Origin of the sequence: Pseudomonas sp. HMSC063H08, from assembly GCF_001813645.1 — a bacterium.
In the GTDB taxonomy this organism is placed as follows: Bacteria; Pseudomonadota; Gammaproteobacteria; order Pseudomonadales; family Pseudomonadaceae; genus Pseudomonas; species Pseudomonas aeruginosa.
In genome coordinates this window covers 33,482-52,084 of sequence record NZ_KV813411.1, presented here as the reverse complement: position 1 = coordinate 52,084, position 18,603 = coordinate 33,482, and the positions used below count along the sequence as shown (strand labels likewise).

Here is an 18,603-nt window from a genome sequence, read left to right as displayed (position 1 = left end):
GCCTCAGTGCAGGGCGCGGCCGGTCGGCGGGGCGAGTTCGCCCAGGCGCTGGCCGAGGCGCAGTTGCTCGGTGGGATCGTCGCTGAGCAAGAGCGCGCGTTCCAGGTCGTAGCGTTCCGCCTGCGGGCAATCCAGTTGCCGATAGAGGCCGGCGCGGGCCTCGTGGTCGGCGGCGCCCACCGGGCCGAGTTCGATCACCCGCTGGGCATCCTTCAGCGCGGCCAGCGGCTCGCCGGCGGCGCTGTGCAGTTGTCGCAGGTTGCGCGACAGACGCTGGAGGATTTCCCCGGGAGAGGCCTGCTTCAGGTAGGCGGCTTGCAGCTCGCTCTTCGGCCCCTGCAGGCGCAGCAGCAGTTCGCGGCAGTCGGTGGGATAGAGGCGCCGTCCGGTGGCCGGGTCGAGCAGATGGTCGGCCTGCGGCACGCGCAGCAGGAAGCGTCCCGGGAAGTTCACTCCGACCAGCGGAATGTCCAGCCGCCGCGCCAGTTCCATGGCCACCAGCGCCAGCGACAACGGCTGTCCCTGGCGCCGCTGCAGTACCAGCGGAAGCAGGGCCGAGCGCGGTTGCAGGGGGAAGTCGTCGTCCTCGCAGAAACCCTGTTCGCTCATTCGCCGCAGCAACCCCTGGGCGCGCTCGCTGGCCGAGGCGCGGTCGTCCAGGCTCGCGCCGATCTGCCGGACGAGTTCGTCGAGCTCGCGCAGGGCGTGGGCGGGCGAATACGCCGGGAGGTGCTCCGCGGCGATCCACAGGGCCGCCTCGAACAGCGCTGGCGGTTCCTGGGCGAGACAATCGAGGCAGGCTTGACGCGGGTCCATGGCTTTCCTCCTGGTGCGCCTGGATCGCTGCGGACGGGCCGTTCGGAGCACGCCGGGGCCGGTTTCGAGCGGGCGGACCCCAAGGTTGTAACCGTCCGCCGAAGCTTCGTCCAGTACCCGGCTCGGCGAGCGCCGCCGCCTGGTCGTCGGCCTTGCGGGCGTTTCGCCGACGCCTGCCTATACTGAAGGTGCCGGGCGGCAACGGCCCGGCCCGGACAACAAGCAGCAAGCAGGGGAGCCCCAGCATGTTCGACATGATGGACGCGGCCCGGCTCGAGGGTCTCCACCTCGCCCAAGACCCGGCCACGGGACTCAAGGCCATTATCGCCATCCACAGCACGCGACTCGGCCCGGCGCTGGGTGGTTGTCGCTACCTGCCTTACCCCAACGACGAAGCCGCCATCGGCGACGCCATCCGCCTGGCCCAGGGCATGAGCTACAAGGCGGCCCTGGCCGGGCTGGAGCAGGGCGGCGGCAAGGCGGTGATCATCCGCCCGCCGCACCTGGACAATCGCGGCGCGCTGTTCGAGGCCTTCGGGCGCTTCATCGAAAGCCTCGGCGGACGCTACATCACTGCGGTGGACAGCGGTACCTCCAGCGCCGACATGGACTGCATCGCCCAGCAGACCCGCCACGTCACCAGCACCACCCAGGCCGGCGACCCCTCGCCGCATACCGCCCTCGGCGTGTTCGCCGGGATTCGCGCCAGCGCCCAGGCGCGCCTCGGCAGCGACGACCTGGAAGGCCTGCGGGTCGCGGTGCAGGGGCTCGGCCACGTCGGCTACGCATTGGCCGAGCAACTGGCGGCGGTCGGCGCCGAGCTGCTGGTCTGCGACCTCGATCCCGGCCGGGTGCAACTGGCCGTCGAGCAGCTCGGTGCCCATCCGCTGGCGCCGGAGGCATTGCTCTCCACCCCTTGCGACATCCTCGCGCCCTGCGGCCTGGGCGGCGTGCTCACCAGCCAGAGCGTCAGCCAGTTGCGCTGCGCGGCGGTGGCCGGGGCGGCGAACAACCAGTTGGAGCGGCCGGAGGTCGCCGACGAGCTGGAGGCGCGCGGCATCCTCTATGCGCCGGACTACGTGATCAACTCCGGCGGCCTGATCTACGTCGCCCTCAAGCACCGCGGCGCCGATCCGCACAGCATCACCGCGCACCTGGCGCGGATTCCCGCGCGGCTCACCGAGATCTATGCCCATGCCCAGGCCGACCACCAGTCGCCGGCGCGGATCGCCGACCGTCTGGCGGAACGGATTCTCTACGGCCCGCAGTGACGGGCCGGCGTTTCCGGCGAGGCCGCCAGCGGGCCTCGCCAGCGGCAGTGCGGGCCACCCCCGCCGCGCCGCGCGTGCACGCCGCCACCCGCGGCGCGACCCTGAGCGGCACGCCTACCCGGCGTGCGGAGGAGGTTTGCGATGGTTCACAACCGGATCGACCCGCCTTTCACCCGCTACCTCGACAGCGACGGTCGGCCCCTCGGCGAGTTGCCCGCCTGGGCCGGCGACAGCGATGCGCTGGTCGGCCTCTACCGGCAGATGCTCCTGACCCGCCTGTTCGACCAGAAGGCGGTGGCCCTCCAGCGTACCGGGCGGATCGGCACCTATGCGCCAACCCTCGGCCAGGAAGCCATCGGCGTGGCCATCGGCAGCCAGATGCGCGCCGAGGACGTGCTGGTGCCTTATTACCGCGATACCGCCGTGCAATTGATGCGCGGCGTGCGCATGGAGGACATCCTCCTCTACTGGGGCGGCGACGAGCGCGGCAGCGACTACGCCGAACCGCTGGCGGCGCAGGACTTTCCCATTTGCGTGCCGATCGCCACCCAGGCCCTGCATGCCTGCGGGGTCGCCTCGGCGTTCCGCATCCGCGGCGAACACCGGGTGGCGGTGACCACCTGCGGCGACGGCGCCACCAGCAAGGGCGATTTCCTCGAGGCGCTGAACGTGGCGGGCGCCTGGCAGTTGCCGGTGCTCTTCGTGGTCAACAACAACCAGTGGGCGATCTCGGTGCCGCGGCGCATCCAGTGCGGCGCGCCGACCCTGGCGGAGAAGGCGGTGGGTGCCGGCTTCCCCGGCGAACAGGTGGACGGCAACGACGTGCTGGCGGTCGCCGAACGCGTCCGCGCGGCCCTGGAGCGCGCGCGCCAGGGCAAGGGGCCGACCCTGCTGGAGTGCATCAGCTATCGCCTCTGCGACCACACCACGGCCGACGACGCCAGCCGCTACCGTTCCGCCGAGGAGGTCAACCAGGCCTGGCGCGAGGAGCCGATCAAGCGCCTGCGCGCCTTCCTCGCCGGCCGCGGCCAGTGGGACGAGGAGCGCGAGCAGGCGCTGGTGGGCGAGTGCCAGGCGCGGGTGCAGGAGGCGGTGGAGCGTTTCGAGACGTTCGCCGCGCAGGCGCCGCAGGCACTGTTCGAGCATGTCTACGCGCGCTGGCCGGCGGCCCTGGAGGAGCAGCGCGAGCAATTGCTGGAACGCGCCGCGCGGCGGCAGGGAGGGGCCGAACATGAATGAGCGCAACGGCGAAGCGAAACGCCTGGCCCTTCTGGAGGCGGTCAACCTGGCGTTGCACCGGGCCATGGCCGAGGACGAGGCGGTGGTGGTGCTGGGCGAAGACGTCGGGGTCAACGGCGGGGTGTTTCGCGCCACCCTCGGCCTGCGCGAGCGCTTCGGCTTCAAGCGGGTGCTGGATACGCCGCTGGCGGAGAACATGATCGCCGGGCTGTCCATCGGCATGGCCGCCCAGGGCCTGAAGCCGGTGATGGAGATCCAGTTCATGGGCTTCATCTACGCCGCCATGGAGCAACTGGTGTCCCATGCCAGCCGCCTGCGCAATCGCACCCGCGGCCGCCTGGCCTGCCCGTTGGTGCTGCGCACGCCGATGGGCGCGGGAATCCGCGCGCCGGAGCACCACAGCGAGGCGACCGAGGCGATGTTCGCGCACATCCCCGGCGTCCGCGTGCTGGTGCCGTCGTCGCCGGCGCGGGCCTACGGCCTGCTCCTGGCGGCGATCGACGATCCCGATCCGGTGATCTTCCTCGAACCGACCCGGCTCTACCGGATGAACCCGCAGCCGCTGGCGGACGACGCCCGGCGCCTGCCGCTGGACAGTTGCTTCACCCTCCGCGAAGGCGGCGACCTGACCCTGGTCAGCTGGGGCGCCAGCGTCCACGAGACCCTGCAGGCCGCCGAGCGCCTGGCGCAGCGCGGCATCGAGGCCGAAGTGATCGACGTCGCCTGCCTCAAGCCGCTCGACCTCGACACCCTCGAAGCTTCGGTGCGCAAGACCGGTCGCTGCGTGATCGTCCATGAGGCGCCGAAGAGCGGCGGCCTTGGCGGGGAAATCGCCGCGAGCCTCTACGAGCGCGTCCTGTTCGATCTGCGGGCGCCGATCCAGCGGGTCGCCGCGGCCGATATCCCGCCGCCGCTGTACCGCCTGGAAGCGCTGTACATGCCCGCCGTGGAGGACATCCTGGCGGCCTGCGACACCGTGCTCGGCTACGCCTGAGCCGAGGGGAGACGACCATGAAGCACTTCAAGCTGCCCGACCTGGGCGAGGGCCTGCAGGAAGCGGAAATCGTCGAATGGCACGTCAAGGCCGGCGACAGCGTGCGCGCCGACCAGCGCCTGGTCTCGGTGGAAACCGCCAAGGCGCTGGTGGACATCCCCGCGCCCTACGACGGGGTGGTGGGCAAGCTGTTCGGCGCCGAGGGCGACATCCTCCACGTCGGCGAACCGCTGGTGGGCTTCGAGGGCGAGGAGGCGGACGCCGGTACCGTGGTGGGGCGCCTGGAGGGCGGCGGTAGCGCCCTGGAGGACCGTTTCTTCATCGGCGCCGCACCGTCCACCCGCGAGCACCTGGCACCGCGCGCGACCCCGGCGGTGCGCCAGTTCGCCCGCCAGCAGGGCGTCGAGTTGGCCGGCCTGAGCGGCTCCGGCCCGGATGGCCTGATCACCCGCGCCGACGTCGAGGCCGCCGCCCAGGGCGCCCGCGAACGCTTCGGCGGCGAGCGCTTGCGCGGGGTACGGCGGAGCATGGCGCTGAACATGGCGCGCTCGCATGCCGAGGTGGTGCCGGTGACGATCTACGGCGACGCCGACCTGCATCGCTGGAAGACCGCACGCGACCCGTTGATCCGCCTGGCCCAGGCGCTGGCCGAGGCCTGTCGCGCCGAGCCGACCCTCAACGCCTGGTTCGATGGCGCCTCGTTGTCGCTGAAACTGCATGAGCGGCTCGACCTGGGGATCGCCGTGGACACCCCGGACGGCCTGTTCGTGCCGGTGCTGCGCGACGTCGGTGCGCGTTCGGCGGAGGACCTGCGCGCCGGTATGCGGCGCCTGCGCGAAGACGTCCAGGTACGCTCGATCCCGCCGGCGGAAATGCTCGGCGCGACCCTGACCCTATCCAACTTCGGCACCCTGTTCGGCCGCTACGCCAACCCCGTGGTGGTGCCGCCGCAGGTGGCCATCCTCGGCGCCGGCGGCATCCGCGACGAAGTAGTGGCCTGGCGCGGCGAGATGGCGATCCACCCGATCCTGCCGCTCTCGCTGACCTTCGATCACCGCGCCGCCACCGGTGGCGAGGCGGCGCGTTTCCTCAAGGTACTGGTGAACGCCCTGGAGCAGCCCGACGGCTGATCAGCGCCGGCGCTCCAGCCACCATGCCAGCAGCGCGCCGAGGGCATAGGCGAGCAGGTCGAAGCCGTCGGCGGTGCTGCCGAGAACGATGCGCAGCACGGGGCTGGAGAATTGCCAATGCAGTTGCGCCGCCAGGTACTGGCCCAGTTCCAGCAGCGCGCCGACGGCAAAGGCGGCGGATGCCAGCCAGGCGGCCGGCGCCCTGAGCGCGCTGCCCATCAGGTAGTAGAGCCAGACCACCGCCAGCAGGTCGCCGCCGAAGCTGCGTATCCAGCCCCAATGCCGGCCCAGGGTGGCGAGCAGGACCAGCAGGCCGAACAGCAGCAGTGCCAGCAGCAGGCTGCGCCGGTCCAGGCGCCAGCGTCGGGAGCGGACGGGAGAGGCGGGGAGAGCGGGCATGGGACCTTCCTGGTCGATGGGGCTGCCGGGCGTTGTACGGCAAGCGCCGGTTTCCGGCAAGCCGGGCGCGGGTCGGACAAGCGCCGCGCGGACTCAGCGGCGTCGCAGGCTGGCGAGCAACTGCTCGATGAAGGCGTCGCTGCCGGAGCTGTCGAGGTAGTGCACCTGGGGACCGTCGAGCAGGTAGAGCGCGTGGTAGGGCTTGCCGGCCTGGCTGCCGCGCAGGCGATAGACCTCGGTGCCGGCCACGCGGTAGCGGCTGACGCTGGCGCGCCGGTCGCACAGGCCGAGGGCCTGGCGCTGCGCCTGGAGACGCTCGCGCTCGGCGTCGGGCAGGCCGTCCAGCGGCAGGGCTCCGAAGAGCAGGCGAACCTGTCGCGGAAGGTCGAGCCGTTCGCCCTCGTCCGCGCCCATCTCGTTGCCTTCGAGCAGGCGGTGGGCGAGGTAATGACCCTCGGCGTAGCGGGCAATCAGCAGGTCGCCGCTGTGCAGCAGGGTGGCGGGGGCCCGTTGCAGGTCGAGTTGCAGTCTGCCGGTGCCGCCCAGGGCCAGGACCTGCGCGGCGCCGGCAGAGGCTGCCGGTGTCTCGGCGTCCGTGGCCCGGAACGGGCAGGCGAGGGCAGGGGCGCCGGTGAGGCCGAGGAGGACGCACAGCAGGCCGGCAAGTTGTCGCGGCATGTTTCGGCTCCTTGCGCTTTGCTTGCAGCGGCGGCTCATTCGTCCGCGGCGTTTTCCTCGAACAGTTCGTTGAGGGCGTCCGGCTGGTTCTTGAAGGCGCGGGCGAAGGCGTCGCGGTTCTTCGCCATGAAGATGCCGAGTTCTTCCACCTGTTCCTCCTTCAGCGACGGCACCGCCTTCTGCAGCACCTCGGCCAGCGTTTCCGCCAGCTCCAGCATCTTGTCGTAACGATCGGCTTCAGCCTTGTCCATGAACAAACGCTCCTGATCCCGGCTGCTGCGGTACACCACTTCGACGGCCATTCATCACCTCTGTGCCTTCTGAGTCGCAAGGTTGCTTTGACTGGTTATCCATACAGTATATGGCGTCTTGCCGTCCGTGGATAGCGCCAGGATTGCTGGCGCATTGCCGGGGCGGTCGTCGTCTGACAGAAATGTCACGCCGGGCTCATGAGCCTGACAGTCTCCGCAGCGTAGTTTCAGGCTGAACGTTCTACCAAGGAGACATCCTCATGAGAGTGATCCCGTTGGCACTTGTCGCGCTGCTCGGCCTGGCGCCGCTGGCCCAGGCGCAGCAGCAGCCCTACGGACCCAACCCGGACTCGAAATCGCTCCGCCAGCATTACGTGGAAGGGCGCCTGGACATCGCCCGGGTGATCTACAAGACCGACCTGTGGAGCGCCTGTGGGATCGTCCCGGCGCGCCTGGTCTACGAGGACTCGCAGGGCGAGCGGCATACCGTCGAGTACAAGGCCTGGGGCAGCGGTTGCAGCGGCAATTGAGCGAACCCGGCGCGGCACGGGCCGCGCCGGGTTTTCCTCGGCTCCCGCGCTTCTGCTAAGGTTGCGCGCCTGCCGCCCGTTGCGCGGCGCATACCTTCCGCCCCGCAAGGATGCCCGGCATGCAAGACCTCGGTTTCGCCCTCCTGCTCATCGGCTATGTCTGGTCCGTGGCCAGCGGCGGCCGCCGTTCGATCCCCTGCGCATTGCTCTGCCTGCTGCTGTTTCCGCTGGCGCAACTGGCCTTCGCCATCAACGACGCGCCGATGCGCCCGCCGCTGGCGCTGGCGGCCTTTGGCGCGGGCCTGGCCTACCTCGGCGGCGGCTCGGTGTTCGGCTGAGCCCGGCATCTCACAATAATACGATTGAAAATCATTATCATAAAAAATATGCTGCTGCCCTTCTGAAAGGACGTGGGTGGATGCGCCGTTGGCGGAGCAGGATCTCAAGGCACTGTTTCTCAGGCATGCGCGGCAGTTGCAGTCGTATCTGTTGCGCAAGACCCGCGATCCGCACCTGGCGGCGGACCTGGCGCAGGAGAGCTTCCTGCGCCTGGCCGAGCAGCGGCACAAGGAGCCGATCGAGCATGTCGACGCCTATCTCTACCGCACCGCGCACAACCTCACCATCGACCATTACCGGCAGGAACGGCGGCGCCGCACCGAGACCCGCCCCAACGACGACCTCGCCGGGTTCGTCGCCGACCAGCCCGGCCCCGAGGAGTCCGCGGTGGATGCCGATGCGCTTGCCCGCCTGCGCGAGATAGTCGCCGAACTGCCGCCGCGCACCCGTGAGATCTTCCGCCTCAACCGTCTGGAGGGGCTGACCCATGCCGAGGTGGCGAGACGCCTGGAAATCTCCGATAGCTCGGTGCAGAAGCACCTGGCCCGCGCCCTGGCCCATGTGATGCAGGCACTCGAGGATTCCCGCTGAATGGATTACCGAGTCTTGCCGGTTCGCGCGTCTGAACCTCTATAACGACCAACGAGAGCCGCACGTGAACAGCCCCCAGGAACAACAGCAGATCCGCCAGCAGGCCGCCGAATGGGCGATCCGCCTGGACGGCGGCGACCTCGACCGGTCCCGGCGCGAAGCGCTGGACGGCTGGCTGGCGGCCGACCCCCGGCACCCGGCCGCGCTGGCGCTGGCGCAACGGACCTGGAAACAGCTGGGATTGCTGGCCGAACCGCAGACGATGGTTCAGACGCCGGTCGCCAGCGCGCCGCGCCGCGCCGGGGGGCGGCGCAAGGGCTGGCGCGGCTGGGCCGCGGCGGCGGCGGTGCTGCTGGCCCTGGGCAGCGCCTGGAACGAACGCGACGCCGGCGTGAGCTGGCTGGCCGACCACGCCACCGGCAAGGGCGAGGTGCGCATCCTGCGGCTGGTGGATGGCAGCGAGGTCGAGCTGGACGCACAGAGCGCCATCGATGTCGCCTACGACAGCCGCGAGCGACGGGTGCGCCTGCTCGAAGGCAGCGCGATCTTCCGCGCCGCCCCACGCGCGGGCCGGGAGACCCGGCCCTTCGTGGTGGAAAGCGCCGGCGGCAGCACTCGCGCGCTGGGCACTCGGTTCCTGGTCAGCCGCAACGACGACGGCAGCGTCCAGGTCGGGGTGCTCGAACACCGCGTCGCGGTGGCCCTGGCGCATCCGCGCACGGGGACCGTCGGGCGCCGCGAGCTGGGCGAGGGCGAGAGCCTGCGCTACAGCGCGGAGGGCGGCGTCGAGGCGCCGCTGGGCGGTCGCCTCGACGACCTGACCAGTTGGCGGCGCGGCCTGCTGGTCTTCGACGAGCAGCCGCTGGGCGAGGTGGTGGCGCGCCTCAATCACTACCGGCCGGGGCATTTGCTGGTGGCTCCCGGTGCGTTGGCGCAGCGGCGGGTCAGCGGGGTATTCCGGGTCGCCGACCTGGAGGCCTCGTTGCAGTCGATCAGCGATGAGCTGGGCGTGCGCAGCCTGGGCCTGGCGGGAGTGACGCTGCTTTACTGAGCGGCGCGATCGCTTCCGAGAGCCTCGACCACGGGCCGGGCAGTCGCCCCGCGCGCTTGTTCCGGCAGGGGCCGGGAAGCGCATTTTCGAGCCGTGGATCCCGCCGGCGAAAAATTTTCTCGATTTCCGTTACTGACTTTCCCTGCCTCCATCGTTCTCTTAACGAGACTGATTCTTATTACACAAAAACGATGGAGTGTAGGCGCTGTCATGAAACATCGTGGATGGAGTGCCGTGCGAGGCGGTCGCAAGGGGGCGCAACTGGCCCTGGGGCTGGGCCTGGTCCTGCTGGGAACGGCCGCGCTACCGCTGCATGCGCAAGACGGGGCGGACTCGGCGAGCCAGCAGCAGACCGCGCTGCGCCGGGTCCGGCTGGACATCCCGGCACAACCGCTGAACCGCGCCCTGCTGCGATTCGCCGAGCAGGCCGGGGTCCAGGTGTTCTTCGACAGCCAGCGTTTCGCCGGTCTCGGCAGCGCGGCGGTGCACGGCGAATACGTGCTGGCCGACGGCCTGAGCCAGATGCTCCAGGGCAGCCCGGTGGAATACCGCTTCTCCGGCAAGGACCAATTGAGCCTGATCCGCGTCAGCCAGGACGACCTGGTGCAGATGTCGCCCTCGGTGATCTCAGCCGCGCGTCCGGACGACTGGGTCTACCAGACGCCGCATTCGGTCAGCGTGATCGGCCGCGAGCAGATCGAGCGCAACCCGCCGCGGCATGCCGCCGACATGCTCGAGGAAACCCCCGGGGTGTACTCCTCGGTGAGCCAGCAGGATCCCGGCCTGTCGGTGAACATCCGTGGCATCCAGGACTACGGGCGGGTCAACATGTCGGTCGACGGCATGCGCCAGAACTACCAGCAGAGCGGCCACCAGCAGCGCAACGGGACGCTCTACGTCGATCCCGAGCTGCTCAGCGAGGTGGTCATCGACAAGGGCGCCAGCTCGGCCATGGGCGGCGCCGGGGTGATCGGCGGGATCGCCAACTTCCGCACCCTGGAGGCCCGCGACCTGGTCAAGCCGGGCAAGCAGGTCGGTGGCCGGGTGCGCCTCACCAGCGGCCTGGGCGGCGACGCCAACGGCACCCACTTCATCGGCAGCGCGGCCTTCGCCATCGGCACCGAGGCCTGGGACATGCTGGTCGCCGCCAGCGAGCGCCACCTGGGCGACTACGACCCGGGGACCAAGGGCAGCATCGGCGAGCTGCGCACCGGCGCCTGGTTCAATCCCGAGGCCGGGCAGCGGGTCAAGCATTCGCCGGTGGCCTACTCCGGCTACGTGATGCGCTCGCGACTGGCCAAGCTTGGCGTCGCCCTGCCGCAGGACCAGCGCCTGCAGTTCAGCTACCTGACCACCCAGGTGTCCTACGACGACGCCAACATGCTCAACACCGAGAACCAGGCGCTCTGGGAAAAGCTCGGCAGCAGCGACGTGCGTGCGCAGAACTTCGCCATCGACTACGGCTACGCGCCGGACAACCCGCTGGTGGACTTCAAGGCCAAGCTCTACTACGTCGACAACCGCAACCGCCAGCAGACCCTGCAACGCGGTATCACCCCCGGCTACTCGATCACCTACCAGACCGACACCTACGGCGCGCAGGCGCAGAACACCTCGACCTTCGCTCTCGACGAGCTCTCCACGCTGCGCGCCAACTATGGCCTGGAGTTCTTCTACGACAAGGTGCGGCCGGACTCCAGCCAGCCGCGGGCGAGCACCTCGGCGGTCGACTTCCCCGCGGCCGAAGGCATGACCCCCAAGGGCGATCGCGCCCTCGGCAGCCTGTTCGCCCGTCTCGACTACGACTACGACGACTGGCTCAACCTCAACGCCGGGCTGCGTTACGACCGCTACCGCCTGCGCGGCGACACCGGCTTCAACGCGCGCACCTTCATCCTTGGCACTACCCGGCAGACCGACATGCCGCTGCAATACGCCGTCGACCGCGAGGAGGGGCGCTTCTCGCCGACCTTCGGCCTGTCGGTCAAGCCCGGTGTCGACTGGTTGCAGCTGTTCGCCACCTACGGCAAGGGCTGGCGCCCGCCGGCGGTGACCGAGAGCCTGATCACCGGCCGCCCCCACGGCGGCGGCGCGGAAAACATGTACCCCAACCCGTTCCTCAGTCCGGAGCGCTCGAAGGCCTGGGAAGTCGGCTTCAACGTGCTGAAGGAGAACCTCTGGTTCAGCGACGACCGCCTGGGCCTGAAGGTCGCCTACTTCGACACCCGGGTCGACGACTTCATCTTCATGGGCATGGGCATGCAGCCGCCGGGCTACGGCATGGCCGGGATCGGCAACAGCGCCTACGTCAACAACCTCGACAGCACGCGCTTCCGTGGCGTCGAGTACCAGCTCGACTACGATGCCGGGCTGGCCTACGGGCAGCTCTCCTACACGCACATGATCGGCAGCAACGACTTCTGTTCGAAGACCGCCTGGCTCGGCGGCGTCACCCAGACGGTGAAGGGCAGCGGTCGCCGCCCGCCGGTGATCGACATGCGGCCGGACGAGCAGGCCAACGCCGCCACCCATTGCAGCGCGGTGCTCGGCTCCGCCGAACACATGCCGATGGACCGCGGCTCGCTGACCCTGGGCATGCGCTTCTTCGACCGCAGGCTGGACGTCGGCGCCCGTGCCCGCTACAGCGAAGGCTACTCGGTGGCTGGCGGCGCCACGGTGTCGCAGGCCGGCGTGTACCCGGCGGACTGGAAGGAATACACCGTCTACGACCTGTACGGCAGCTACCGGGTGAGCGATGAACTGACCCTGCGCCTGGCCATGGAGAACGTCACCGACCGCGCCTACCTGGTGCCGCTGGGCGACGTGCTGGCCTTCACCCTCGGTCGCGGGCGGACCCTGCAAGGCACCCTCGAATACCAGTTCTGACCCCCGTTTTGCCCAGTGAAGGGCAAAACCGGAGCGGGCATCCGTGCGCTCCGGCATTCACCACTCGTTGAATTGGAGTTTTGGCATGAGCATTTCGATTTCCTACAGCACCACCTACAGCGGCTGGACCGTAGCGGATTACCTGGCGGACTGGTCGGCCTACTTCGGCGACGTCAACCATCGTCCGGGCCAGGTGGTGGACGGCAGCAATACCGGCGGCTTCAACCCCGGTCCGTTCGACGGCAGCCAGTACGCGCTGAAGAGCACCGCCAGCGACGCGGCCTTCATCGCCGGCGGCGACCTCCACTACACCCTGTTCAGCAACCCCAGCCACACCCTTTGGGGCAAGCTGGACAGCATCGCCCTCGGCGACACCCTGACCGGCGGCGCCTCCAGCGGTGGCTACGCCCTGGACAGCCAGGAGGTGAGCTTCAGCAACCTGGGCCTGGATTCGCCGATCGCCCAGGGCCGCGACGGCACCGTGCACAAGGTGGTCTACGGCCTGATGAGCGGCGACAGCAGCGCCCTGCAGGGGCAGATCGACGCGCTGCTGAAAGCGGTCGACCCGAGCCTGTCGATCAACTCCACCTTCGACCAGTTGGCCGCGGCCGGCGTCGCCCATGCCACCCCGGCAGCGGCGGAGGTCGGCGTGGTCGGCGTACAGGAACTGCCGCACGACCTGGCCCTGGCGGCCTGAGCAACTGTCCACGATAGCGTTCGTGGACTGCTTGCGCTAAAGGCCGGAGAGGAGTTGGCGCTCCTCTCCGGCGCACGAACCGCCGTCGTTGCGCCTCGCACCCGTGGCGACGGCGGCCCCCGGATTGTTCCTCCGCCGGCCGTGCCCGGCAAGCGGAGACTGCCGCAATGTCCTCCGGGCCCGCTCGCGGCCCGGACACCCACAGGACCCGACTCCGATGAAGCTCCGGCCGGCCTCGCCGCGCAATGAAATCCTCGCCACCCTCGGCCGCTTCCGCCCGGCGCTGCGCAGCGTCGCGCTGTTCACCGCGGTGATCAACCTGCTGATGCTGGCGCCGTCGCTGTACATGCTGCAGGTCTACGACCGGGTGCTCGGCTCCGGCAACCACATGACCCTGCTGATGCTGACCCTCATGGTGCTCGGCCTCTACCTGCTGCTCGGCGCCCTGGAGTGGGTGCGCAGCCTGGTGGTGATCCGCCTCGGCGGCCAGCTCGACATGCAACTCAACCAGCGCATCTACGACGCCTCGTTCCGCGCCAGCCTGGAGCGCGGCGAGCAGGCCGCCGGGCAGGCGCTGAACGACCTGACCAGCCTGCGCCAGTTCCTCACCGGCAACGCCCTGTTCGCCTTCTTCGACGCGCCCTGGTTCCCGCTCTACCTGCTGGTGATCTTCCTCTTCAGTCCCTGGCTCGGCCTGCTCGCCCTGGTTGGGGCGCTGCTGCTGGTGCTGCTCGCCTGGGTCAACGAAAGCCGCTCGCGCGAACCGCTGGCCGAGGCCGGGCAACTGTCGATCCTCGCCACCCAGCAGGCCTCGGCCAACCTGCGCCAGGCGGAAACCCTGGCGGCAATGGGCATGTTGCCGGCCATGCGCGCGCGCTGGTTCGCCCAGCACCAGGCCTTCCTTGCCCGGCAGAACCTCGGCAGCGAGCGCAGCGCGGCGATCGGCGCGACCTCCAAGGGCGTGCGCCTGGCCTTGCAGTCGCTGGTGCTCGGCCTCGGTGCCTGGCTGGCGGTGGAAGGCCTGATCACCCCGGGGATGATGATCGCCGGCTCGATCCTGATGGGCCGCGTGCTCAGCCCCATCGACCAGTTGATCGCGGTCTGGCGCCAGTGGAGCGGCGCGCGGCAGGCCTACCAGCGGCTGGCGCGGCTGCTCGAGGAGAATCCGCCGGCTGCCCTGGGCATGCCGCTGCCGGCGCCGCGCGGCGCGTTGCGCGTCGAGCGGCTCTGCGCGGCCGCGCCGGGACGCGAGCAGGCATTGTTGCAGGACCTCGGTTTCGCCCTGGAGCCTGGCGAAGCGCTCGGCGTGATCGGGCCGTCCGGTTCCGGCAAGTCGACCCTGGCGCGCTTGCTGGTGGGCGCCTGGCAGCCGCTGTCCGGCGCGGTGCGCCTGGACGGCGCCGACCTGCGGCAGTGGAGCGCGGCGGCACTGGGGCCGCACATCGGCTACCTGGCCCAGGACGTGCAACTGTTCGCCGGCAGCATCGCCGAGAACATCGCGCGCTTCGCCGAGGTGGATGCCGAGAAGGTGGTGGCGGCAGCGCGCCTGGCCGGCGTACACGACCTGGTGCTGCGCCTGCCGCAGGGCTACGACACGCGCCTTGGCGACGGCGGCGCCGGTCTCTCCGGCGGCCAGCGCCAGCGCATTGGCCTGGCCCGCGCGCTGTACGGGCGACCGGCGCTGATCGTGCTCGACGAACCCAATGCCAGTCTCGACGAGGCGGGTGAGGCGGCCCTGGCCGAGGCCATCGCGGCGATGCGCCGGCAGGGCAGCAGCCTGGTGCTGGTCACCCACAAGCCGGCGGTGCTGGCGCTGACCGACAAGCTGTTGTTGCTGCATGGCGGGTGCCTGCAGCGTTTCGGTGCGACCGCCGAGGTGCTTGCCAGCGCCTCGCCGCCGGCCGCTGCGGCCCCGGCGCCGACACGGCCGACGCCGGCGTTCGGTTTCGGCTACCGGCCGGGACCGGGGATGCCGGTCGGCGGTGTGCCGGGAGGAGCGGCGCGATGAGCGGGCAGGCGCGGTTGCGCGAAGTCGGCGCCGGCGGCGCGGCGCTGGAACTGGACGAGAAGCGTTTTTCCCGGCTCGGCTGGGGGTTGGTGCTGCTCGGCTTCGTCGGCTTTCTCCTGTGGGCCGGGTTGGCCCCGCTGGACAAGGGTGTCGGGGTCTCCGGCACGGTGATGGTGGCCGGTAGCCGCAAGGCCGTGCAGCACCCTACCGGTGGCCTGGTCAGGCACATCCGCGTGCACGAAGGCGAGCGGGTGGAGGCAGGACAGGTGCTGCTGGAGATGGACGCTACCCAGGCCCGGGCCCAGGCCGATGGCCTGTTCGCCCAGTACCTGGCGGCGCTGGCGAGTCTGGCGCGGCTGAGCGCCGAGCGCGATGAAAAGGCGCGGATCGAGTTTCCCGCCGAGCTGCTGGCGCTGGACGACCCGCGCCTGCCGACCCTGCTGGAACAGCAGCGGCAGTTGCACGACAGCCGTCGGCGGGCGCTGCGCCTAGAACTCGATGGTCTCGCCGAGACGGTCGCCGGCAGCCAGGCGCAACTGGACGGCCTGCAAGCCGCGCTGCGCAGCAAGGAGCAGCAGCGCGCCGCCCTCGAGGAACAGTTGCGCGGCCTGCGCCAACTGGCCAGCGAGGGCTACGTGCCGCGCAACCGCCTGCTCGACAGCGAGCGCCTGCTGGCCCAGGTCAACGGCGAGATCGCCGGCGACCTCGGCAGCCTCGGCAGTACCCGCCGGCAGATCCTCGAACTGCGCCTGCGCATGGCCCAGCGGCGGGAGAAGTTCCAGGAAGAGGTGCGCGCCAGCCTGGCCGACGCCCAGATGCGCGCCGAGGAGTTGCGCAATCGCCTGGCCAGCGCGCGCTTCGACCTGGCCAACAGCGAGGTACGGGCGCCGGTCGCCGGCCTGGTGCTCGGCCAGGAAGTGTTCACCGAGGGCGGCGTGATCGCGCCCGGCCAGCAACTGATGGAAATCCTCCCGGAGCGCCAGCCGCTGCTGGTGGACGCTCGGCTGCCGGTGGGGATGGTCGACAAGGTCCGCGTCGGCCTGCCGGTGGAACTGATGTTCAGCGCCTTCAACCAGAGCACTACGCCGCGGGTGGAGGGCCAAGTGACCCTGGTCTCGGCCGACCGCCTGCTGGACGAGCGCGGCGAGGCGCCGTACTACCGGGTGCGCATCCGCGTAGGCGAGGAGGGCGTACGTCGCCTGGCCGGCCTGGAGATCCGCCCGGGGATGCCGGTGGAGGCCTTCGTTCGCAGCGGCGAGCGCTCGCTGTTGAACTACCTGTTCAAGCCGCTGGCCGACCGTACCCACCTGGCGCTGGGGGAAGAATGAATCGCCTGCGAGCCTGCCTGCTGTCCTCCGTGCTGCTTTCGGCCTCTTCGGCCCAGGCGCTGGGCCTGCTGGACGCCTACCAACTGGCGGTGCGCCACGACCCGACCTTCCAGGCGGCGCTCCACGAGCGCCGCGCCGGCAGCGAAAACCGCGCCATCGGCCGTGCCGGCCTGCTGCCGAGCCTGCGCTACGACTACAACAAGGCGCGCAACGACTCCACCGTCAGCCAGGGCGACGCCCGCGTCGAGCGCGACTATCGCAGCTACGCCTCGACCCTCAGCCTGGAGCAGCCGCTGTTCGACTACGAGGCCTACGCGCGCTACCGCCAGGGCGAAGCCCAGGCGCTGTTCGCCGACGAACAGTTCCGCGGGCGCAGCCAGGAACTGGCGGTGCGCCTGTTCGCCGCCTACAGCGAAACCCTGTTCGCCCGCGAGCAGGTGGTCCTGGCCGAGGCCCAGCGGCGCGCCCTGGAAACCCAGCTGGCGTTCAACCAGCGTGCCTTCGAGGAAGGCGAGGGCACCCGCACCGACCTGCTGGAGACCCGCGCCCGGCTGAGCCTGACCCGCGCCGAGGAGATCGCCGCCGGCGATCGTGCGGCGGCGGCGCGACGTACGCTGGAAGCGATGCTCGGGAAGGCGCTGGAGAACCGCGAGCTGGCCGCGCCCATCGAGCGTTTCCCGGCGCTGCGCCTGCAGCCAGCGACCTTCGAAGGCTGGCGCCAGGTGGCCCTGCAACGCAGCGCCGAGCTGGGCGCCCAGCGCCATGCGCTGGAGGCGGCAGCCTACGAGGTGGAGCGCAATCGTGCCGGCCACTTGCCCAGGCTCAGCCTCTACGCCAGCAGCAGCAAGACGCACTCGGCTTCGGAAAGCACCTACGAGCAGAAATACGACACCGACAGTGTCGGCCTGCGTCTCAGCCTGCCGCTGTTCGAGGGCGGGCGGGTGTCGGCGGCGACCCGCCAGGCCGGCGACAAGTACGCCCAGGCCCAGGCCGAGCTGGATGCCCAGGTGGCCAGTGTGATCAATGACCTGCACAGCCAGTTCGACCTGACCGCCAGCAGCCTGGCCAAGGTGCGCGCCTACGAGATGGCGGTGGCGGCGGCGCGCGAACAGGTGACGGCGACGCGGCGCAGCGTCGCCGGCGGGGAGCGGGTCAATCGCGACGTGCTGGACGCCGAACAGCAGTTCTACGGCGCCCGCCGCGACCTGGCGGAAGCGCGCTACGCCTACCTCAACGCCTGGCTGCGCCTGCGCCAGCTGGCGGGGGTGCTGGAAGACCGCGACCTGGCGGTACTGGCCGCCTATTTCGGCGCCGGCGAAGGACGCGCGCAGGTCGCCGCTGCCATCAGATAGCTATCGGCCAGCGTGCCTTGCCTTGGGTCATCGCCTGCAACAGTTGCGGCGCGCTGGTGCCGTTTTCGATGGCGATGCCGAAGCGGATGCTCTCGATCATCCGCTGCAACTGTTCCAGGTCATGCAGTTGCGCCGGTCGGATCAGGCGCTTGGCGGCGACCCCGCGTTCGTTGGAGAGGGTGAGGACGATGCTGCCGTCCGGCCGCTCCAGGCTGAGGTTGACCCGGTACTCGGCCTGGAAGGCCTCGGTGAGGAGCTGGAAAGGGCTGCTGTCGGTCATGGCGGACCACCTGAATGCTGTCGTGCTGGTTGGGACTGGGTGCCGCCCGGAAAGTTCTTTGTCACCGCCGGGCTGTACCCTGCGCCGACGTGCGGACGTCTATCTGCGCACGTGCCTTGGCCTGGGCCTTGCACGCTTCGGGCCAGGTGGCCGTCGTCTTTGTCGGGAGAAGCTATGAAACAGAATTGGGCCGAGCGCCTGCGCGCAAGCATGCACCACCAGGCGGAGAGCCTCGGCAACCTGCTGGTGGAGGCATTCCACTACCTGGCCCTGTTCGCCATTGGCGCCACGGTGTTCTGGGCGGCGGGCGCGGCTTTCCTGGGGATGGTGAACAAGGGGCATGCGTCGATCGACGACATCCTCCTGCTGTTCATCTACCTCGAGCTGGGCGCGATGGTCGGTATCTACTTCAAGACCAACCACATGCCGGTACGCTTCCTGATCTACGTGGCGATGACCGCGCTGACCCGCCTGATGATCGCCGACATCCAGCACAACCATACGCCGGACGATGGCATCATCCTGGTCTCGGTGGCGTTGCTCCTGCTGGCGCTGGCGATCCTGGTGGTGCGCTTCGCCTCGGCGCGCTTCCCTTCGGCGAAGTCCGACGGCGCCGCCGCGCGGCGGGTGGCGAGCGAGGACGCCGAAGGGGAAGCCTGATTCGTCGCCGCGCCGGAGCCGGTCTCCGGCGCGCTTCCGCCCGGCGCGCCGGCCAGCGCAACGGCCTGGCAATGTACTACCATCGCCCGGTCGTGTTCAGGAA

Annotated in this window: 19 protein-coding genes; 14 read left to right on the top strand and 5 right to left on the bottom strand. The window is 70.0% G+C overall.

Translation table 11 applies throughout. The features are described from left to right. Nucleotides 1–3: 3 nt before the first annotated feature. The gene (locus HMPREF2924_RS09270) at nt 4–816 is read right to left on the bottom strand and encodes a SirB1 family protein (RefSeq protein ID WP_003091860.1); all 813 of its coding nucleotides are present in this window, start codon (nt 814–816) and stop codon (nt 4–6) included. Nucleotides 817–1,061: 245 nt separating this feature from the next. Here HMPREF2924_RS09270 and HMPREF2924_RS09265 point away from each other — a divergent pair, with 245 nt between their 5' ends. From HMPREF2924_RS09265 to HMPREF2924_RS09250, 4 genes are all read left to right on the top strand, one after another. Further along, a complete protein-coding gene (locus HMPREF2924_RS09265) occupies nt 1,062–2,087 on the top strand; it encodes a Leu/Phe/Val dehydrogenase (RefSeq protein ID WP_003091859.1) in 1,026 nt (341 codons plus the stop codon). 141 nt (nt 2,088–2,228) lie between these two features. After that, nucleotides 2,229–3,326, top strand: a complete 1,098-nt coding sequence (gene pdhA / locus HMPREF2924_RS09260; protein WP_003091858.1) for a pyruvate dehydrogenase (acetyl-transferring) E1 component subunit alpha — start codon at nt 2,229–2,231, stop codon at nt 3,324–3,326. After that, complete coding sequence (locus HMPREF2924_RS09255) at nt 3,319–4,320, top strand: alpha-ketoacid dehydrogenase subunit beta (protein ID WP_003091856.1); 1,002 nt, start codon at nt 3,319–3,321, stop codon at nt 4,318–4,320. Before pdhA ends, HMPREF2924_RS09255 begins: the two co-directional genes overlap by 8 nt. Before the next feature lie 17 nt (nt 4,321–4,337). Next, entirely contained in the window at nt 4,338–5,450 is a 1,113-nt protein-coding gene (locus HMPREF2924_RS09250; RefSeq protein ID WP_003130210.1) for a dihydrolipoamide acetyltransferase family protein, read from the top strand. Here the strand turns inward: HMPREF2924_RS09250 and HMPREF2924_RS09245 are convergent, their stop codons facing one another. The 3 genes from HMPREF2924_RS09245 to HMPREF2924_RS09235 all read right to left on the bottom strand — a co-directional run bounded on the left by HMPREF2924_RS09245 (nt 5,451) and on the right by HMPREF2924_RS09235 (nt 6,829). After that, nucleotides 5,451–5,849: a DUF2809 domain-containing protein gene (locus HMPREF2924_RS09245; protein ID WP_003107529.1), complete on the bottom strand. Its 399-nt coding sequence runs from the start codon at nt 5,847–5,849 to the stop codon at nt 5,451–5,453. A gap of 93 nt (nt 5,850–5,942) precedes the next feature. Beyond that, entirely contained in the window at nt 5,943–6,527 is a 585-nt protein-coding gene (locus HMPREF2924_RS09240; protein ID WP_003130212.1) for a hypothetical protein, read from the bottom strand. A gap of 35 nt (nt 6,528–6,562) precedes the next feature. Then, on the bottom strand, nt 6,563–6,829 hold the full coding sequence (locus tag HMPREF2924_RS09235) for a YebG family protein (RefSeq protein WP_003091854.1): 267 nt from the start codon (nt 6,827–6,829) through the stop codon (nt 6,563–6,565). A 209-nt stretch (nt 6,830–7,038) separates the two neighbouring features. Here HMPREF2924_RS09235 and HMPREF2924_RS09230 point away from each other — a divergent pair, with 209 nt between their 5' ends. From HMPREF2924_RS09230 to HMPREF2924_RS09190, 9 genes are all read left to right on the top strand, one after another. Continuing rightward, nucleotides 7,039–7,308 (top strand): DUF2790 domain-containing protein, encoded by a 270-nt coding sequence (locus HMPREF2924_RS09230; RefSeq protein WP_003091850.1) that lies wholly within the window; start codon nt 7,039–7,041, stop codon nt 7,306–7,308. A gap of 119 nt (nt 7,309–7,427) precedes the next feature. Next, the gene (locus HMPREF2924_RS09225) at nt 7,428–7,646 is read left to right on the top strand and encodes a hypothetical protein (RefSeq protein WP_003112066.1); all 219 of its coding nucleotides are present in this window, start codon (nt 7,428–7,430) and stop codon (nt 7,644–7,646) included. A 76-nt stretch (nt 7,647–7,722) separates the two neighbouring features. Then, on the top strand, nt 7,723–8,238 hold the full coding sequence (locus HMPREF2924_RS09220) for an RNA polymerase sigma factor (protein WP_003107536.1): 516 nt from the start codon (nt 7,723–7,725) through the stop codon (nt 8,236–8,238). Nucleotides 8,239–8,302: 64 nt separating this feature from the next. Next, nucleotides 8,303–9,289 carry a FecR family protein gene (locus HMPREF2924_RS09215; protein WP_023094567.1) on the top strand — a complete coding sequence of 329 codons (987 nt, stop codon included), beginning with the start codon at nt 8,303–8,305 and terminating at the stop codon, nt 9,287–9,289. Nucleotides 9,290–9,499: 210 nt separating this feature from the next. Beyond that, nucleotides 9,500–12,175, top strand: a complete 2,676-nt coding sequence (gene hasR / locus HMPREF2924_RS09210) for a heme uptake receptor HasR (RefSeq protein ID WP_003130234.1) — start codon at nt 9,500–9,502, stop codon at nt 12,173–12,175. Nucleotides 12,176–12,260: 85 nt separating this feature from the next. Further along, nucleotides 12,261–12,872, top strand: a complete 612-nt coding sequence (gene hasA, locus HMPREF2924_RS09205; RefSeq protein ID WP_003124283.1) for a heme acquisition protein HasA — start codon at nt 12,261–12,263, stop codon at nt 12,870–12,872. Nucleotides 12,873–13,089: 217 nt separating this feature from the next. Continuing rightward, a complete protein-coding gene (locus tag HMPREF2924_RS09200) occupies nt 13,090–14,880 on the top strand; it encodes a type I secretion system permease/ATPase (RefSeq protein WP_003130235.1) in 1,791 nt (596 codons plus the stop codon). Continuing rightward, nucleotides 14,877–16,208, top strand: coding sequence for an HlyD family type I secretion periplasmic adaptor subunit (locus HMPREF2924_RS09195; RefSeq protein ID WP_003130236.1), 1,332 nt, complete (start codon nt 14,877–14,879; stop codon nt 16,206–16,208). Before HMPREF2924_RS09200 ends, HMPREF2924_RS09195 begins: the two co-directional genes overlap by 4 nt. Further along, nucleotides 16,205–17,560, top strand: a complete 1,356-nt coding sequence (locus HMPREF2924_RS09190; RefSeq protein ID WP_003130237.1) for a TolC family outer membrane protein — start codon at nt 16,205–16,207, stop codon at nt 17,558–17,560. Before HMPREF2924_RS09195 ends, HMPREF2924_RS09190 begins: the two co-directional genes overlap by 4 nt. Here the strand turns inward: HMPREF2924_RS09190 and HMPREF2924_RS09185 are convergent. Then, nucleotides 17,553–17,840, bottom strand: coding sequence for a DUF3509 domain-containing protein (locus HMPREF2924_RS09185; protein WP_003091839.1), 288 nt, complete (start codon nt 17,838–17,840; stop codon nt 17,553–17,555). The genes HMPREF2924_RS09190 and HMPREF2924_RS09185 overlap by 8 nt on opposite strands. A 174-nt stretch (nt 17,841–18,014) precedes the next feature. On the opposite strand from HMPREF2924_RS09185, the gene HMPREF2924_RS09180 reads away from it, so the two are divergent. Next, nucleotides 18,015–18,500: a phosphate-starvation-inducible protein PsiE gene (locus tag HMPREF2924_RS09180; protein ID WP_003091838.1), complete on the top strand. Its 486-nt coding sequence runs from the start codon at nt 18,015–18,017 to the stop codon at nt 18,498–18,500. Nucleotides 18,501–18,603 lie beyond the last annotated feature (103 nt).

Bases quoted from the DNA above. Each gene is read 5' to 3' on its own strand.
- HMPREF2924_RS09265 (WP_003091859.1), top strand. From the start codon at position 1,062: ATGTTCGACATGATGGACGCGGCCCGGCTCGAGGGTCTCCACCTCGCC.
- HMPREF2924_RS09235 (WP_003091854.1), bottom strand. From the start codon at position 6,829: ATGGCCGTCGAAGTGGTGTACCGCAGCAGCCGGGATCAGGAGCGTTTG.
- HMPREF2924_RS09225 (WP_003112066.1), top strand. From the start codon at position 7,428: ATGCAAGACCTCGGTTTCGCCCTCCTGCTCATCGGCTATGTCTGGTCC.
- HMPREF2924_RS09270 (WP_003091860.1), bottom strand. From the start codon at position 816: ATGGACCCGCGTCAAGCCTGCCTCGATTGTCTCGCCCAGGAACCGCCA.
- HMPREF2924_RS09180 (WP_003091838.1), top strand. From the start codon at position 18,015: ATGAAACAGAATTGGGCCGAGCGCCTGCGCGCAAGCATGCACCACCAG.
- HMPREF2924_RS09250 (WP_003130210.1), top strand. From the start codon at position 4,338: ATGAAGCACTTCAAGCTGCCCGACCTGGGCGAGGGCCTGCAGGAAGCG.
- HMPREF2924_RS09195 (WP_003130236.1), top strand. From the start codon at position 14,877: ATGAGCGGGCAGGCGCGGTTGCGCGAAGTCGGCGCCGGCGGCGCGGCG.
- hasA (WP_003124283.1), top strand. From the start codon at position 12,261: ATGAGCATTTCGATTTCCTACAGCACCACCTACAGCGGCTGGACCGTA.
- hasR (WP_003130234.1), top strand. From the start codon at position 9,500: ATGAAACATCGTGGATGGAGTGCCGTGCGAGGCGGTCGCAAGGGGGCG.
- HMPREF2924_RS09240 (WP_003130212.1), bottom strand. From the start codon at position 6,527: ATGCCGCGACAACTTGCCGGCCTGCTGTGCGTCCTCCTCGGCCTCACC.
- pdhA (WP_003091858.1), top strand. From the start codon at position 2,229: ATGGTTCACAACCGGATCGACCCGCCTTTCACCCGCTACCTCGACAGC.
- HMPREF2924_RS09200 (WP_003130235.1), top strand. From the start codon at position 13,090: ATGAAGCTCCGGCCGGCCTCGCCGCGCAATGAAATCCTCGCCACCCTC.
- HMPREF2924_RS09185 (WP_003091839.1), bottom strand. From the start codon at position 17,840: ATGACCGACAGCAGCCCTTTCCAGCTCCTCACCGAGGCCTTCCAGGCC.
- HMPREF2924_RS09255 (WP_003091856.1), top strand. From the start codon at position 3,319: ATGAATGAGCGCAACGGCGAAGCGAAACGCCTGGCCCTTCTGGAGGCG.
- HMPREF2924_RS09245 (WP_003107529.1), bottom strand. From the start codon at position 5,849: ATGCCCGCTCTCCCCGCCTCTCCCGTCCGCTCCCGACGCTGGCGCCTG.
- HMPREF2924_RS09230 (WP_003091850.1), top strand. From the start codon at position 7,039: ATGAGAGTGATCCCGTTGGCACTTGTCGCGCTGCTCGGCCTGGCGCCG.
- HMPREF2924_RS09190 (WP_003130237.1), top strand. From the start codon at position 16,205: ATGAATCGCCTGCGAGCCTGCCTGCTGTCCTCCGTGCTGCTTTCGGCC.